Here is a 13,191-nt window from a genome sequence, read left to right as displayed (position 1 = left end):
TCAGACCTCGAGTGGCGTGGTGGCGCGATTGAGATCGGCCAGCGAGAGGTTACGGTCGAACAGCGGCGCCAGGCTCTGGTCATGACTGACAAATAACAGGCTCGATCCGGCTTCGCGGCATTCGGCAAACAACAGGCGCAGGAAGTTTTCCCGGGCGTCGTAGTCCAGGGCCGAAGTCGGTTCGTCGGCGATCACCAGTTCCGGCTGGCCGATCAAGGCGCGGGCGGCGGCGACTCGTTGTTGCTGGCCGATGGACAATGAATCGGCACGCCGCTCCAGCAAGCTTGGATCGGCCAGGCCGAGGTGAGCCAACAAGGTGGCGGCGGCCTGGTCGATGCTGCCGTGACGCTGGATGGCCCGTTGTGCACGCAGTTTGGAAAAGTGGCAGGGCAGTTCGACGTTCTCGCGCACCGACAGAAATGGCAGCAGGTTGAACTGCTGGAAGATGTAGCCGGTGTGGTCCACACGGAAGCGGTCGCGGCGGCCGGCGCCCAGTTCGCTGAGTTCCTGGCCGAGCAGGCGGATGCTGCCGCGATCCGGTGTCTGCACACCGCCCAGCAGTCCTAGCAGGGTGGTCTTGCCGCTGCCGCTCGGTCCCTTCAGGAACAGGGTTTCGCCGGCCTCCAGGCGAAACGCCGGAATATCCAGCAAGGGCGGATGCCCGGGCCAACTGAAGCCCAGGTTGGACAGTTCGATGAGTGCTTGGGTCATATGAAACCGGTCAGATTGAGAATCAACCCTGTGGGAGCGAGCTTGCTCGCGATAGCGGTGTGTCAGACAACATCGATGTTGAAAGTACTGGCCTCATCGCGAGCAAGCTCGCTCCCACAATGGGTTTCTGGAGTACTTAGAATTTCAACGCTGGCGCCTTGGCCGTCACTTCCACGCCTTGCTGGCCGCTCGGGCTGATCAGTTGTACCTGAATTTTCTGGGTGGCCGGGAAGGTTTTGAACAGCGTCGCCAGGTCCAGGCTCTTCAAGGCGCCAGGGGCGGCGCAGGTGAATTGGTAGTGGGCGTGGATCTCGCTGTGTTCGCCATGGTGTTCGTCGCCATCGGCGTCTTCATCATGGTCTTCATGGTCCGGTTCATCACCGAACAACGGGCTTTCCAGTTCCTGCTGGGCCACGGTGCATTTGGCGGCGGCTGGCAGGTTGAACAGCGCCAGTGGTTTTTCCAATTGCGCGCGCACGGCGGCAACCTTGGCTTTGTCGGCATCGCTGGTGGCGGCGTGTTCAAAACCCACCAGGTTCATCGCCGGGCTTTCCAGTTCCAGTTCCAGGGTCTGGCCGTCCAGGGCAGCGTTCAATCGAGCCACGCCGTGTTCATGGGCGCCGAGGCTGCCGTGTTCGTGATCATGATCGTGGTCATGCTCCACCGCTGCGTGAGCGACGGCCAATGGCAGCAGGGCGAACGGCAAAGCGAGAAGCAGACGACGCATGACGAATCTCCGAAAAGGTTATGTAATCTTATAACGAAAGTGCGCAGAGTTTGACCGTCTGCTTGGCGTCGCGCAAGGCCCATGGGAGCATGCAAACATGAAATCTTCAGGAGTGCGGTGATGTTGCGGATACGCGGAACCGTCGGCGAGTGGCCGGTGGACTTGACGATCGAAATGGATGAAGGCGACTGGGCGCAGCTTGGCGCGCAGTTGCAAGTCGCCAAATCAGAAGGGGTGACGACGGCCCCCGCCAAGTCGACGAATCAGGACGATGCCCAGTGGCAGATCGCCCGGGAGCTGCTGCGCAAGGCCGGCCAACTGAGCGGCCCGGACCTGCTGGAACAACTCGAAGGCCTGACCGGCAGCGCCTCGTCAGGCAAGCGCTTGTTGGTGCGCTTGCGCCACAGCCCGGATGTAAAAGTCATCAGCGGCGGCGACACACCGCTCTACAGCTGGCACGAAACTGCGTAGAAGCTGTGTAGGAGCTCCTACGGTGCAATCAATACAACGCGGCGAACAGCTTGCGCCGATAGGTCGTCACCAGCGGATGGTCGTTGCCCAGCAGTTCGAACACTTGCAGCAAGGTCTTGTGCGGCAGGCCTTCGCTGTAGCTGCGGTTGCGAATGAACAGCTTGAGCAGCGCATCGAGGGCCGCTTCGTACTGCTGGCGGGCGAGTTGCTGGATCGCCAGTTGATACACCGCCTCATCGTCCTGCGGATTTTGCGCCAGGCGCGCCTTGAGGTCGGCGGCGTCCGGTAGATCCTTGGCCAGGCCGAGGAATTGGATCTGCGCCTTGGCACCGGCCAGTGCGGCCTTGTGCTCATCGCTTTTCACCGCGTCGAGCACCGTCTGCGCCTCGCCCAGTTCGCCGCGCTCGGTCAGGCAGCGGGCGTAGAGGATCAGCGCCTTGGCGTTGGTGTTGTCTTCACCCAGCAACACCGTGAGCACGGCTTCGGCGTCGGCGAAGCGGCCCTCATCGAAAAGCGCCTGGGCCTGTTCGAACGGATCGGCGGCGGCTGGCGGCGGCATCTGCACGTGGGGTTCGAGCATCGCCCGCACCGCCGATTCCGGCTGGGCCCCGGCAAAGCCGTCGACCGGCTGGCCGTCCTTGAACAGCACCACGGTCGGCAGGCTGCGAATGCCGAAGCGGGCGACGATATCCTGTTCGATGTCGCAGTTGACCTTGGCCAGCAGCAGTTCACCTCGGTAGCTCTCGGCGATGCCTTGCAACATGGGCATGAGTGCCTTGCACGGCGCGCACCACTCGGCCCAGAAATCCACCAGCACCGGTTTGTGGAAGGAATTGGCGATCACCGACTGGTCGAAGTCGGCCGTGGTGGCTTCAAAGATGTAAGGCGTGTCCTGGGTCATGGGAAATCTCGTAGAACGCTTGAATGGGGCAACTATACGGCTTGGTGGGGGGTGGCTGAAAGCGGGGAGGTCTTTCGTCTTGTGGTGTCTGGCAGGACGCCTTCGCGAGCAAGCTCGCTCCCACAAGGGATCTCGAGTGTTCATGCGATCCTTGTGGGAGCGAGCTTGCTCGCGATGCTTCTAGGGTCAACGCCGAGCGTGGTACAGGCTCACATGCCGAAATTCCTCCGGCTCGGCCAGGTCCGGCAACGTCATGGCCTCGAGCATTTCGATGCGCCGGTACAGCGGATGCTGGAAATCCCGCACCCGGGAATCCGCCACCAACGCCTCGCGGCCACGACTGAGGAACTGGTCGAGCAGTGGCAGATTGGCGCGATCGTAGAGCACGTCGGCGACCAGGATCAGATCGAAGCGATCAGCTTCGGCGAAAAAATCCGTCGAGTAACCCAGCTCCACGCGGTTGAGTTCGGCATTCGCCTGGCACGCGGCAATCGCCAGCGGATCCAGGTCGCAGGCCACCACTTCCAGCGCCCCGGCCTTGATCGCCGCAATGCCCGCCACGCCGGAGCCGGCGCCGAAATCCAGCACCCGCTTGCCCTCGACCCACTGTGGCTGTTCGACCAGGTAGCGCGCCATTGCCAGGCCGCTGGCCCAGCAGAAGCTCCAGTAGGGCGGTTCGTGGAGGATGCGCCGGGTTTCCTCCGGGCTGAAGGCGCGGTCCATGTTGTCGCCGTCAATCAGCCACAACTTCAAGTCTGTGCCCGGTAGTGGACAGGCCACCAGGCGCGCATCACCCAGCAATTCGCCCAGCGCTTGTTGCAGGTCCTGCGGTGCCTTCATGGCGCTTTGACGAATTGCAGGACGCCCAACGCCTGGGTGGTCGGTAGGCTGATGCGTTGCTCCGGCAGGTGCAGGATCAACTGGCCCGACTGGCTGGCCCGGCCGCGCAATTCCACGCGGGCGCCAACGGGGAACGCCTCGGGGTTGAAGCGCAGGTGGAACGGCAGGGCCTGGTTGGTGCCGATCAGGCTGGAACTGGCGAGCAGTTGCTGCGGGCGATCCTTGTCATCGATCACCAGCAGCGCCAGTTCCACTTCGGCCCCAGCCGGCACGCCTTGCAAGGTGCCGCTCAATTCGCGCTGATATGCAGGCAGCGGTCCCAGCTCCGCAGCCTGGCGGGCCTTCTCCTGGGCCTGTTTTGGCGCGGGCGTTGGCGCCGGTGCGGCGGGTTTGGGGGCGTCGCTGCTGCACGCCACCAGCAGGCTGAAAAAACTGAGCAAAACAATGGATCGTAGCGGCATGGGTGGCTCCAGCAAGGTGATTTCCATGGATCTGGCGATAAGCCCGTCTGTATACCGTAAACCCTATGGCTTGTCTTGCCAGTGGGATGCGCTACCATGGCCCTCCCTTTTTTTGTTGCCTGCCACCATGCACTGTCCCTTCTGCGGTGCCAACGACACCAAGGTCATCGACTCGCGACTGGTCGCCGAAGGCGAACAAGTCCGCCGCCGCCGCGAATGCCTGGCCTGCGGCGAGCGTTTCACGACGTTCGAGACGGCTGAACTGGTGTTGCCGCGCCTGATCAAGACCGACGGCAGTCGCCAGCCGTTCGACGAAGAAAAACTGCGCGCCGGCATGCAGCGCGCCTTGGAAAAACGCCCGGTGAGCGTCGAGCGCCTGGAAGCGGCGCTGGTGCACATCAAGCACAAGCTGCGGGCGACTGGCGAGCGCGAGGTCAAGTCCCTCGTCGTCGGCGAACTGGTGATGGCCGAGTTGCAAAAGCTCGATGAAGTGGCCTACATCCGCTTTGCCTCGGTCTATCGGCGTTTCCAGGATTTGAACGAGTTCCGCGAGGAAATCGACCGCCTGGCCCGTGAACCGGTGAAAGAATGACCGACTCGGCGCAGCAGGCCATCCTCGACGCTCATTACATGGCCCGCGCCCTGGAGTTGGCGCGGCGGGGTCACTACACCACCCACCCCAATCCCCGGGTCGGTTGCGTAATCGTGCGGGACGGGCAGGTGGTCGGCGAAGGCTGGCACATCCGCGCTGGCGAACCCCACGCCGAAGTCCATGCCCTGCGAGCCGCCGGTGACAACGCCCGGGGCGCCACGGCCTACGTGACCCTCGAACCGTGCAGCCACCATGGCCGCACGCCGCCGTGTGCCGATGCGCTGGTCAATGCTGGCGTAGCGCGGGTGGTGGCGGCGATGCAGGATCCCAATCCCGAAGTCGCCGGCCGCGGCCTGCAGCGGTTGGCCCAGGCCGGTATCGCCACCGAAAGCGGCGTGCTCGAAGGCGAAGCGCGCAAGCTCAACGAAGGTTTCCTCAAGCGCATGGAGCACGGCCTGCCGTTCGTGCGGGTCAAGCTCGCGATGAGCCTCGACGGTCGCACCGCCATGGAGAGCGGCGAGAGCCAGTGGATCACCGGCCCCGCCGCACGCTCGGCGGTCCAGCGTCTGCGGGCCCAGGCCAGCGTGGTGCTAACTGGCGCCGATACGGTGCTGGCGGACAACGCCCGGCTGACAGTGCGCGCCGACGAACTGGGGCTGGACGCCGAGCAAACCGCGTTGGCCATGAGCCGCCCGCCATTGCGGGTGCTGGTGGATGGACGCCTGCGGGTGCCGCTGAATGCGCCGTTTTTCAAGTCCGGCCCGGCGCTCGTCGCTACCTGCATGGCGGTGGAAGAACAGTACGCCACCGGCCCCGAATGCATGATCGTGGCGGGTGAAGACGGTCAGGTCGATCTGCGGCGCCTGTTGGTTGAATTGGCGGCCCGAGGCGTGAATGAAGTGCTGGTGGAGGCCGGCCCGCGACTGGCGGGAGCATTTGCCCGGCAAGGCCTGGTGGACGAATTCCAGATTTTCATGGCCGGCAAATTCCTCGGTTCGACCGCGAGGCCGCTGCTCGACTGGCCGCTGGCGCAGATGAAAGACGCGCCGCAGTTGAAAATCACTGACATTCGCGCCGTGGGCGATGACTGGCGAGTCATTGCCATCCCCGTTCCGCTGGCGAGCGTATAATTTCCGGCTTTCGCGCAAGCGGCGGCCCGTTCTCGAGGAGGACTCCATGTTTACCGGCATCATCGAATCCATCGGCAGCATCCGTGCACTCACCCCCAAGGGCGGCGATGTGCGGGTCCATGTCGAAACCGGCAAGCTCGACCTGAGCGACGTCAAGTTGGGCGACAGCATCGCCGTGAATGGCGTCTGCCTGACCGCCGTCGAGCTGCCAGGCAACGGTTTTCTCGCCGACGTCAGCCGCGAAACCCTCGACTGCACCGCCATGAATGACCTCAAAAGTGGCAGCCCGGTCAACCTGGAAAAAGCCCTCACGCCAACTACCCGCCTGGGCGGGCACCTGGTCAGCGGCCATGTGGACGGTGTCGGTGAAGTGGTCTCGCGTACCGATAACGCCCGTGCCGTGGAGTTTCGTATCCGCGCTCCGAAAGAACTGGCCAAGTACATCGCCCATAAAGGCTCGATTACCGTCGATGGCACCAGCCTGACGGTCAACGCGGTGGATGGCGCCGAGTTCCTGCTGACGATCATTCCCCATACCTTGAGCGAAACCATCATGGCTTCGTACCGGCCTGGTCGCCGGGTCAACCTGGAAGTCGACCTGCTGGCCCGTTACCTGGAGCGCCTGCTTATGGGAGACAAGGCCGCAGAGTCTGACCCTTCACAACGGCGGGCCGGTAACATCACTGAAAGTTTTCTGGCCGCCAACGGCTACCTCAAATCCTGACCCAAGGGGGTGCCGCGTGGCGCTCAATAGCATCGAAGAACTGGTTGAAGACATCCGCCAAGGCAAGATGGTCATCCTCATGGATGACGAAGACCGCGAGAACGAAGGCGACCTGATCATGGCCGCCGAATGCTGCAAGGCCGAACACATCAACTTCATGGCCAAGCACGCCCGCGGCCTGATCTGCATGCCGATGACCCGCGAGCGCTGCGAGCTGCTGAAGCTGCCGCTGATGGCGCCGCGCAATGGCTCGGGCTTCGGCACCAAGTTCACCGTGTCCATCGAGGCCGCCGAGGGCGTGACCACCGGTATCTCCGCCGCTGACCGCGCGCGCACCGTGCAAGCCGCTGCGGCCGCCGACGCCAAGGCCGAAGACATTGTCAGCCCGGGCCACATCTTCCCGTTGATGGCCCAGGCCGGCGGCACCCTGGCCCGCGCCGGCCACACCGAAGCGGCGTGCGACCTGGCGCGCATGGCCGGTTTCGAGCCTGCCGGCGTCATCTGCGAAGTGATGAACGACGACGGCACCATGTCCCGCCGCGCGGAACTGGAAGCCTTTGCCATCGAGCACAACATCAAGATCGGCACCATCGCCGACCTGATCCACTATCGGATGATCCACGAACGTACCGTTCAGCGGATTGCCGAGCAGCCGCTGGACAGCGAACTGGGCCAGTTCAACCTGGTGACCTACCGCGATTCGGTGGAAGGCGACGTGCACATGGCGCTGACCCTGGGGACTGTTTGCGCTGAGGAACCGACCCTGGTTCGCGTGCATAACATGGACCCGCTGCGCGACTTGCTGATGGTCAAGCAACCAGGCCGCTGGAGCCTGCGCGCCGCCATGGCCGCCGTGGCCGAGGCGGGCAGCGGCGTGGTGCTGCTGCTCGGACACCCGCTCGATGGCGATGTGCTGCTGGCGCATATCCGCGAAACCACCGAGCAGCAACCGGTGAAAAAACCGACCACTTACAGCATCGTCGGTGCCGGTTCGCAGATCCTTCGCGACCTGGGTGTACGCAAAATGCGCCTGATGAGCGCACCAATGAAATTTAATGCGATATCCGGTTTCGATCTGGAAGTTGTAGAATACGTGCCCTCCGAATAATGGCCTGTGGATTCCGGCCTTATTGTTCAGGCTTGTCAGATTCATTGTGGCGAGGGAGCTTGCTCCCGCTTGGGTGCGCAGCACCCATAACAGGGCCGCTGCGCAGCGCCCACAATCGGGGCTGCGTAGCAGCCCATCGGGAGCAAGCTCCCTCGCCACAGCGGATGTGCAAATGAACGAGAAGGCGGGATCCACAGCCCTGTTTCGTGGCTAATATCACTGAGGAGCGCGTATCGAACGCGCTCCGGCTCTTTAAGAGAACTGACGAATGACCCTGAAGACCATCGAAGGTACCTTCATCGCCCCCAAGGGCCGCTACGCACTGGTAGTCGGCCGTTTCAACAGCTTTGTGGTTGAGAGCCTGGTCGACGGCGCGGTCGATGCCCTGGTTCGCCATGGCGTGAGCGAAGGCGACATCACCATTATCCGTGCGCCTGGCGCCTTCGAAATCCCGTTGGTTGCGCAGAAAGTCGCTCAAAAGGGCGAATACGCGGCGATCATCGCCCTGGGCGCGGTCATTCGTGGCGGTACTCCGCATTTCGAATACGTGGCTGGCGAATGCACCAAGGGCCTGGCCCAGGTGTCCATGGAGTTCGGCGTCCCGGTCGCGTTCGGCGTGCTGACCGTTGACTCCATCGAGCAAGCCATCGAACGTTCCGGCACCAAGGCCGGTAACAAAGGTGCCGAAGCTGCCCTGTCCGCCCTGGAAATGGTCAGCCTGCTGGCCCAGTTGGAGGCCAAGTGATTAGCGACGAAAGCGATCGTTTCAACCCGCGCGATCCAAAGCCTGCGGACGCCGGCAAGCCATCGAAAAGCGCCAAGCGTCGCGAAGCCCGTCAGCTCGCGACCCAGGCCTTGTATCAATGGCACATGGCCAAGCAATCGCTGAACGAGATCGAAGCTCAATTCCGGGTCGATAACGATTTCAGCGATGTCGATGGCGCGTACTTCCGTGAAATCCTCCACGGGGTTCCGCAGTTCAAGACCGAAATCGACACGGCATTGACGCCTTGCCTGGACCTGGCCATCGAAGAGCTGGATCCGGTTGAACTGGCGGTCCTGCGCCTGTCCACCTGGGAACTGCTCAAGCGCGTCGACGTACCGTACCGCGTGGTGATCAACGAAGGAATCGAACTGGCGAAAGTCTTCGGTTCCACCGACGGTCACAAGTTCGTCAACGGTGTGCTCGACAAGCTCGCCCCGCGCCTGCGTGAAGCTGAAGTGAAGGCGTTCAAGCGCTGATAGCGCTTGGAATCCCATGGGTGAGTTTGAGCTGATCCGCCATTACTTCGCCGCTGCGCCATGCGCGCAAGGCGGCGAGGGCGTTGCGCTGGGGATTGGCGACGACTGCGCCTTGCTGGCCGTTCCTTCCGGGGAACAGCTGGCGATTTCCACCGACACGCTCGTGGCCGGTGTGCATTTTTCAGATCCTTGCGACCCGTTCCTGCTCGGCCAGCGCTCGCTGGCCGTGGCGGTCAGTGACCTGGCTGCCATGGGCGCCAAGCCATTCGCCTTTACCCTTGCCCTGACCTTGCCGACGGTGACCGCCGATTGGCTGCAAGCGTATGCCCGCGGTTTGAACCAGATGGCCCAGGCGTGCGGCGTGGCGCTAGTGGGTGGCGACACCACCCGAGGGCCGTTGAGCCTGACCATGACCGTGTTCGGTCGCGTGCCGGCCGGTCAGGCTATGACCCGAAGCGGCGCGCAGCCGGGCGATCTGTTGTGTGTCGGCGGTAAGTTGGGCAATGCCGCTGGCGCGTTGCCGCTGGTCCTCGGCCAGCGCCGCGCCGAACCTGAGGTCGCCGAGCCGCTGCTGGCGCATTATTGGTCGCCGCAGCCGCAAATCGACCTGGGCCTAGCGTTGCGAGGCAAGGCCAGCGCGGCGATGGATATTTCCGATGGCTTGCTGGCCGATTGTGGGCATATCGCGCAGGCCTCGGATGTGGCACTGACTGTTGAACGGGACCGACTGCCGCTGTCCAACGCTCTGGTGGCATTGCTCGGCCAGCCGGGCGCCCAACAGGCGGCACTGAGCGGTGGCGACGACTACGTGTTGTTGTTTACTCTGCCGCCGGTCCGATTGTCGGCGCTTCAGGCCGAAGGCTGGCCGATCCATGTGGTCGGCAGTGTCATGGCGGGGCAGGGCGTCATGCTGGTGGACAGCCTTGGGCGCGACATCACCCCGCAAATACGGGGCTATCAACATTTTCGGGAGACACCGTGACAGATCATCCCAATCAGGTTCCGGCAGAGTTCGTCCCGCCTTCGGTGTGGCGCAATCCCTGGCATTTCCTGGCTTTTGGCTTCGGTTCAGGTACTTTGCCTAAAGCGCCGGGCACCTGGGGCTCGCTGGTTGCGCTACCCTTCATACCGTTGTGGCAGATGTTGCCGGATTGGGGCTACTGGCTGATGCTCGGCATCACCATGCTGTTCGGCTTCTGGCTGTGTGGCAAAGTGGCGGATGACCTGCGGGTGCATGACCATGAAGGCATCGTCTGGGACGAGATGGTCGGGATGTGGATTACCCTGTGGCTGGTGCCGGAAGGCTGGTACTGGTTGCTGACGGGTTTCCTGGTGTTCCGATTCTTCGATATCCTCAAGCCATGGCCCATCCGCTGGATCGACAGGCATGTACACGGGGGTGTCGGCATCATGCTCGACGATGTGTTGGCCGGGGTTTTCGCCTGGCTCGCTATGCAAGGGTTGGTGTGGTGTTTTACCTGAGGGAACCAGGCATGGGCGTAAGCCGCGCACTACTGCTGTTGCTGTGTTTAGGAGCCTTGCTCGGTGTTCGGGTGGTCGAGTCGGCGCCGCTGCCCGGCAAGATCCGTGCGGCCAGCGAAGAGTGGGCCGATTACACCCAGGCCGATGGCCAGGGCATGGGCTGGGACATCTTGCGTGCAGTGTTCGAGCCTGAAGGTGTCAAGCTGGAGACCCGCAGCGTGCCCTACACCCGCTCGATCGGGTTGGTGCAACGAGGGGAGATGGACGCACAGGTCGGCGCCTACCGCGATGAAACCGAAGGGCTGCTGTACCCGCATTGGCACTACGACGTCGATCATATCTATGCCCTGGGGCTGGCCTCCAAGCCGTCACCGACGCTGGCGACGATTGGCAACTATCGACTGGTGTGGATGCGCGGGTACGAATACAACAACTACCTGCCCAACATCCGGCGTTTCAATGAAATTCACCGCGCCGTAGGTATCTTGCCGATGCTGGCCCATGATCGTGCCGATTTTTATATCGATGCGTTGATGGAAATCCAGGATGTGCTCGCCAAGGCCGATGATCCCAAGCAATTCAAACTTTCGCCGTTGATCAATTTGCCGCTGTACCTGGGTTTCGCCAACAACGAAAACGGCCGTGCATTGCGGGCGCTGTTCGATCGACGCATGGAAATGCTGGTGAAGAGCGGCGAGTTGAAACCGATTTTCGAACGCTGGAAGCAACCCTATCCTTTCGACGAGAATGGCAACCCACCGAAGCCGTGATCAAACTTTTCGATCGTAATGGGCGATAATTCAGCCTAAGCGTCCGTCGGATCGTGCTGTTACAATGCCCGCCTCTGCGAATCTCCAGTACTAGATCAGGAGCACACCGGTGCCTGTCGTTTTTGTTGCCGCTTCCAAGCTGCCAACGCCCTTTGCGCAATTCACCATGCATGGTTTTCTCGATGAAGCCACCGGTCGCGAGCACGTTGTGCTGAGCCTGGGTGATTTCGCCGATGGCGCTCCGGTACTCGGCCGCCTGCACTCCGAATGCCTGACGGGCGATGCCCTGTTCAGCCAGCGCTGCGATTGCGGCTCGCAACTCGAAGCTGCCTTGCAGGCCATCGCCCGTGAAGGCCGTGGCGTGTTGCTGTATCTGCGTCAGGAAGGGCGTGGCATTGGCCTGCTGAACAAGATCCGCGCCTATGAGTTGCAAGATGGCGGCGCGGACACCGTGGAAGCCAACGAGCGCCTCGGCTTTGCCGCTGATTTGCGCGACTACAGCATCTGCCTGCCGATGCTGGAGCACCTGGGTATCAAGTCCTTGCGGTTGATGACCAACAACCCGCGCAAGGTCAAGGCGTTGACCGACATGGGCATCGTTGTGGCCGAGCGCGTGCCGCTGCACACCGGTCATAACCCGCACAACAAACTCTATCTGGCAACCAAGGCCAGCAAGCTCGACCACATGATGGGCAACGAGCACCAGGGCGAGGTCGACCGGGCGTGACGCGCGGTCAGGTTCGGCGGCGGCTGGCCGTCAGTTGGTGGCAGTACCTGGCGCTGGCCTTGCTGCCGCTGTTCGTGATCAACGCGGTATTTGGCCAGGGCGAGGCTATCCTGCCGGTGCTGGCGATGCCGCTGTTCATTGCGGGTGTGGCGTCGATGTTCGTCAGCCTGCGGTTTTTCGGTGGCTATAAAAACGCCCTGATCGCCACGCAAAAGTCCCTCGATACACCTGAAGAGCCCCAAGCCTGGATCACCCTGGCGGCGCGGCGTCGCGCAGCCTTCCTGATGGCAGGCCTGCCAGCCTGGATTGGCGCGCTGGCGGTGTTTGTCGGCCTCGAAGCGGTGCCGCTGATGCTCCTGGCGTTATCCACCGCCGTGTTGTTCTACCTGTATCGCATCCCACGTCAGCTCGGTTGATGCGTTTTTGGCTGGCGGTCCTGCTGCTGGCCGCAAGCGCCTCGACGGTGGCGGCGACCCGTGTGGTCAGCCTGGCGCCCTCGCTCTCGGAAATCGTTGTCGAGCTCGATTCCGCCGACCTGCTGGTGGGCGTGTTGGATGGCGGCGATCGTCCGTCGATCCTGAAAGACCTGCCTTCGGTCGGGCGTTACGGCCAGTTGGATATGGAGCGTCTGCTCAGCCTCAAGCCTGATCTTCTCCTGCTCTGGCCGGGTAGTGTGGGCCCGGTGCAGCGTGAGCAGCTCAAGCGGCTGGGCATTGCGACCTACATCGCCGAGCCCCATCGCCTCGATCAACTCATCACGCAAATCGAAGACATCGCCACGCAGCTCGGCCGCCCGGAACGGGGCGTGCAGCGCGCGGCACAGTTGCGTGAACGTCTTGAGACGCTGCGACAACGCTACCGACGGGACACGCCCGTGTCGGTGTTCTATCAGGTCTGGGACCGGCCGCTGTATACCGTCGGAGGCGGGCAGATCATCAGTGACGCGCTGGCCGTGTGCGGTGCCCACAACGTTTTTGCCGACCTTGATCTGCCGGCGCCGCAAGTGAGCGTGGAGTCGGTATTGCAGCGTCAACCGCAGGTGATCCTGGCCACGGATCAGGCACAGCTCGATGCCTGGAAAGCCTGGCCGGTGGCGCAGGGTAGGTTATTGCTGGTCCCGGACAAGGGGCTGGAGCGGCCCAGCGGGCAAATGATCGAGGCGACGGCGCGGTTGTGCGGGTTGATTGCGCCAGACAGGTAGACCGCGGTGCTTGCTTCGCGAGCAAGCTCGCTCCCACAGGGAGCTGTAGCGCTGCTGATTCTGTATTCACATCGGATCAAATTGTGGGAGCGAGCCTGCTCGCG

At 62.7% G+C, this 13,191-nt stretch carries 18 protein-coding genes; 13 read left to right on the top strand and 5 right to left on the bottom strand.

Annotation, left to right across the window (positions count from 1 at the left end):
• Together FHK92_RS13030 and FHK92_RS13025 are read right to left on the bottom strand one after the other, a co-directional pair.
• Nucleotides 1–711, bottom strand: coding sequence for an ABC transporter ATP-binding protein (locus tag FHK92_RS13030; RefSeq protein WP_181288423.1), 711 nt, complete (start codon nucleotides 709–711; stop codon nucleotides 1–3).
• 136 nt (nucleotides 712–847) lie between these two features.
• Nucleotides 848–1,438, bottom strand: coding sequence for a DUF2796 domain-containing protein (locus FHK92_RS13025; protein WP_181288422.1), 591 nt, complete (start codon nucleotides 1,436–1,438; stop codon nucleotides 848–850).
• Nucleotides 1,439–1,558: 120 nt separating this feature from the next.
• On the opposite strand from FHK92_RS13025, the gene FHK92_RS13020 reads away from it, so the two are divergent.
• The gene (locus FHK92_RS13020; protein WP_181288421.1) at nucleotides 1,559–1,909 is read left to right on the top strand and encodes a hypothetical protein; all 351 of its coding nucleotides are present in this window, start codon (nucleotides 1,559–1,561) and stop codon (nucleotides 1,907–1,909) included.
• A 28-nt stretch (nucleotides 1,910–1,937) separates the two neighbouring features.
• On the opposite strand, the gene trxA is transcribed toward FHK92_RS13020, so the two are convergent.
• The 3 genes from trxA to FHK92_RS13005 form a co-directional block, all read right to left on the bottom strand.
• Nucleotides 1,938–2,810: a thioredoxin gene (gene trxA, locus FHK92_RS13015; protein ID WP_181288420.1), complete on the bottom strand. Its 873-nt coding sequence runs from the start codon at nucleotides 2,808–2,810 to the stop codon at nucleotides 1,938–1,940.
• Between the two features lie 186 nt (nucleotides 2,811–2,996).
• Nucleotides 2,997–3,650 carry a class I SAM-dependent methyltransferase gene (locus FHK92_RS13010; RefSeq protein WP_181288419.1) on the bottom strand — a complete coding sequence of 218 codons (654 nt, stop codon included), beginning with the start codon at nucleotides 3,648–3,650 and terminating at the stop codon, nucleotides 2,997–2,999.
• Entirely contained in the window at nucleotides 3,647–4,111 is a 465-nt protein-coding gene (locus FHK92_RS13005; RefSeq protein WP_181288418.1) for a YbaY family lipoprotein, read from the bottom strand. Before FHK92_RS13005 ends, FHK92_RS13010 begins: the two co-directional genes overlap by 4 nt.
• A gap of 127 nt (nucleotides 4,112–4,238) precedes the next feature.
• Between FHK92_RS13005 and nrdR the strand changes: the two genes are divergently transcribed.
• The 12 genes from nrdR (at nucleotide 4,239) to FHK92_RS12945 (ending at nucleotide 13,087) form a co-directional block, all read left to right on the top strand.
• Complete coding sequence (gene nrdR, locus FHK92_RS13000) at nucleotides 4,239–4,703, top strand: transcriptional regulator NrdR (protein ID WP_013694316.1); 465 nt, start codon at nucleotides 4,239–4,241, stop codon at nucleotides 4,701–4,703.
• Complete coding sequence (gene ribD, locus FHK92_RS12995; RefSeq protein WP_181288417.1) at nucleotides 4,700–5,833, top strand: bifunctional diaminohydroxyphosphoribosylaminopyrimidine deaminase/5-amino-6-(5-phosphoribosylamino)uracil reductase RibD; 1,134 nt, start codon at nucleotides 4,700–4,702, stop codon at nucleotides 5,831–5,833. The genes nrdR and ribD overlap by 4 nt, the downstream gene beginning before the upstream one ends.
• 46 nt (nucleotides 5,834–5,879) lie before the next feature.
• The gene (locus FHK92_RS12990) at nucleotides 5,880–6,557 is read left to right on the top strand and encodes a riboflavin synthase (RefSeq protein WP_181288416.1); all 678 of its coding nucleotides are present in this window, start codon (nucleotides 5,880–5,882) and stop codon (nucleotides 6,555–6,557) included.
• Between the two features lie 16 nt (nucleotides 6,558–6,573).
• Nucleotides 6,574–7,665 (top strand): bifunctional 3,4-dihydroxy-2-butanone-4-phosphate synthase/GTP cyclohydrolase II, encoded by a 1,092-nt coding sequence (ribBA, locus tag FHK92_RS12985; protein ID WP_181288415.1) that lies wholly within the window; start codon nucleotides 6,574–6,576, stop codon nucleotides 7,663–7,665.
• Nucleotides 7,666–7,933: 268 nt separating this feature from the next.
• Nucleotides 7,934–8,410 carry a 6,7-dimethyl-8-ribityllumazine synthase gene (ribH, locus tag FHK92_RS12980; RefSeq protein ID WP_181288414.1) on the top strand — a complete coding sequence of 159 codons (477 nt, stop codon included), beginning with the start codon at nucleotides 7,934–7,936 and terminating at the stop codon, nucleotides 8,408–8,410.
• The gene (gene nusB / locus FHK92_RS12975) at nucleotides 8,407–8,907 is read left to right on the top strand and encodes a transcription antitermination factor NusB (RefSeq protein WP_181288413.1); all 501 of its coding nucleotides are present in this window, start codon (nucleotides 8,407–8,409) and stop codon (nucleotides 8,905–8,907) included. Before ribH ends, nusB begins: the two co-directional genes overlap by 4 nt.
• 16 nt (nucleotides 8,908–8,923) lie before the next feature.
• Nucleotides 8,924–9,889 (top strand): thiamine-phosphate kinase, encoded by a 966-nt coding sequence (thiL, locus tag FHK92_RS12970; protein WP_181288412.1) that lies wholly within the window; start codon nucleotides 8,924–8,926, stop codon nucleotides 9,887–9,889.
• Nucleotides 9,886–10,389 carry a phosphatidylglycerophosphatase A family protein gene (locus FHK92_RS12965; protein ID WP_053125805.1) on the top strand — a complete coding sequence of 168 codons (504 nt, stop codon included), beginning with the start codon at nucleotides 9,886–9,888 and terminating at the stop codon, nucleotides 10,387–10,389. The genes thiL and FHK92_RS12965 overlap by 4 nt, the downstream gene beginning before the upstream one ends.
• A gap of 11 nt (nucleotides 10,390–10,400) precedes the next feature.
• Complete coding sequence (locus tag FHK92_RS12960; RefSeq protein ID WP_181288411.1) at nucleotides 10,401–11,159, top strand: substrate-binding periplasmic protein; 759 nt, start codon at nucleotides 10,401–10,403, stop codon at nucleotides 11,157–11,159.
• A gap of 109 nt (nucleotides 11,160–11,268) precedes the next feature.
• Nucleotides 11,269–11,886: a GTP cyclohydrolase II gene (gene ribA, locus FHK92_RS12955; protein ID WP_030140454.1), complete on the top strand. Its 618-nt coding sequence runs from the start codon at nucleotides 11,269–11,271 to the stop codon at nucleotides 11,884–11,886.
• Nucleotides 11,883–12,302: an MFS transporter gene (locus FHK92_RS12950; RefSeq protein ID WP_181288410.1), complete on the top strand. Its 420-nt coding sequence runs from the start codon at nucleotides 11,883–11,885 to the stop codon at nucleotides 12,300–12,302. Before ribA ends, FHK92_RS12950 begins: the two co-directional genes overlap by 4 nt.
• Nucleotides 12,302–13,087, top strand: a complete 786-nt coding sequence (locus FHK92_RS12945; RefSeq protein ID WP_181288409.1) for a cobalamin-binding protein — start codon at nucleotides 12,302–12,304, stop codon at nucleotides 13,085–13,087. The genes FHK92_RS12950 and FHK92_RS12945 overlap by 1 nt, the downstream gene beginning before the upstream one ends.
• Nucleotides 13,088–13,191 lie beyond the last annotated feature (104 nt).

Origin of the sequence: Pseudomonas brassicacearum subsp. neoaurantiaca (assembly GCF_013608025.1) — a bacterium.
GTDB lineage: Bacteria > Pseudomonadota > Gammaproteobacteria > Pseudomonadales > Pseudomonadaceae > Aquipseudomonas.
Note: the sequence above shows the minus strand (reverse complement) of the source record. Positions and strands in the feature narration are given on the sequence as shown.

Coding starts and splice junctions, on each gene's coding strand:
- FHK92_RS13030 (WP_181288423.1), bottom strand. CDS start 711: ATGACCCAAGCACTCATCGAACTGTCCAACCTGGGCTTCAGTTGGCCC.
- FHK92_RS13025 (WP_181288422.1), bottom strand. CDS start 1,438: ATGCGTCGTCTGCTTCTCGCTTTGCCGTTCGCCCTGCTGCCATTGGCC.
- FHK92_RS13020 (WP_181288421.1), top strand. CDS start 1,559: ATGTTGCGGATACGCGGAACCGTCGGCGAGTGGCCGGTGGACTTGACG.
- trxA (WP_181288420.1), bottom strand. CDS start 2,810: ATGACCCAGGACACGCCTTACATCTTTGAAGCCACCACGGCCGACTTC.
- FHK92_RS13010 (WP_181288419.1), bottom strand. CDS start 3,650: ATGAAGGCACCGCAGGACCTGCAACAAGCGCTGGGCGAATTGCTGGGT.
- FHK92_RS13005 (WP_181288418.1), bottom strand. CDS start 4,111: ATGCCGCTACGATCCATTGTTTTGCTCAGTTTTTTCAGCCTGCTGGTG.
- nrdR (WP_013694316.1), top strand. CDS start 4,239: ATGCACTGTCCCTTCTGCGGTGCCAACGACACCAAGGTCATCGACTCG.
- ribD (WP_181288417.1), top strand. CDS start 4,700: ATGACCGACTCGGCGCAGCAGGCCATCCTCGACGCTCATTACATGGCC.
- FHK92_RS12990 (WP_181288416.1), top strand. CDS start 5,880: ATGTTTACCGGCATCATCGAATCCATCGGCAGCATCCGTGCACTCACC.
- ribH (WP_181288414.1), top strand. CDS start 7,934: ATGACCCTGAAGACCATCGAAGGTACCTTCATCGCCCCCAAGGGCCGC.
- thiL (WP_181288412.1), top strand. CDS start 8,924: ATGGGTGAGTTTGAGCTGATCCGCCATTACTTCGCCGCTGCGCCATGC.
- FHK92_RS12960 (WP_181288411.1), top strand. CDS start 10,401: ATGGGCGTAAGCCGCGCACTACTGCTGTTGCTGTGTTTAGGAGCCTTG.
- FHK92_RS12945 (WP_181288409.1), top strand. CDS start 12,302: ATGCGTTTTTGGCTGGCGGTCCTGCTGCTGGCCGCAAGCGCCTCGACG.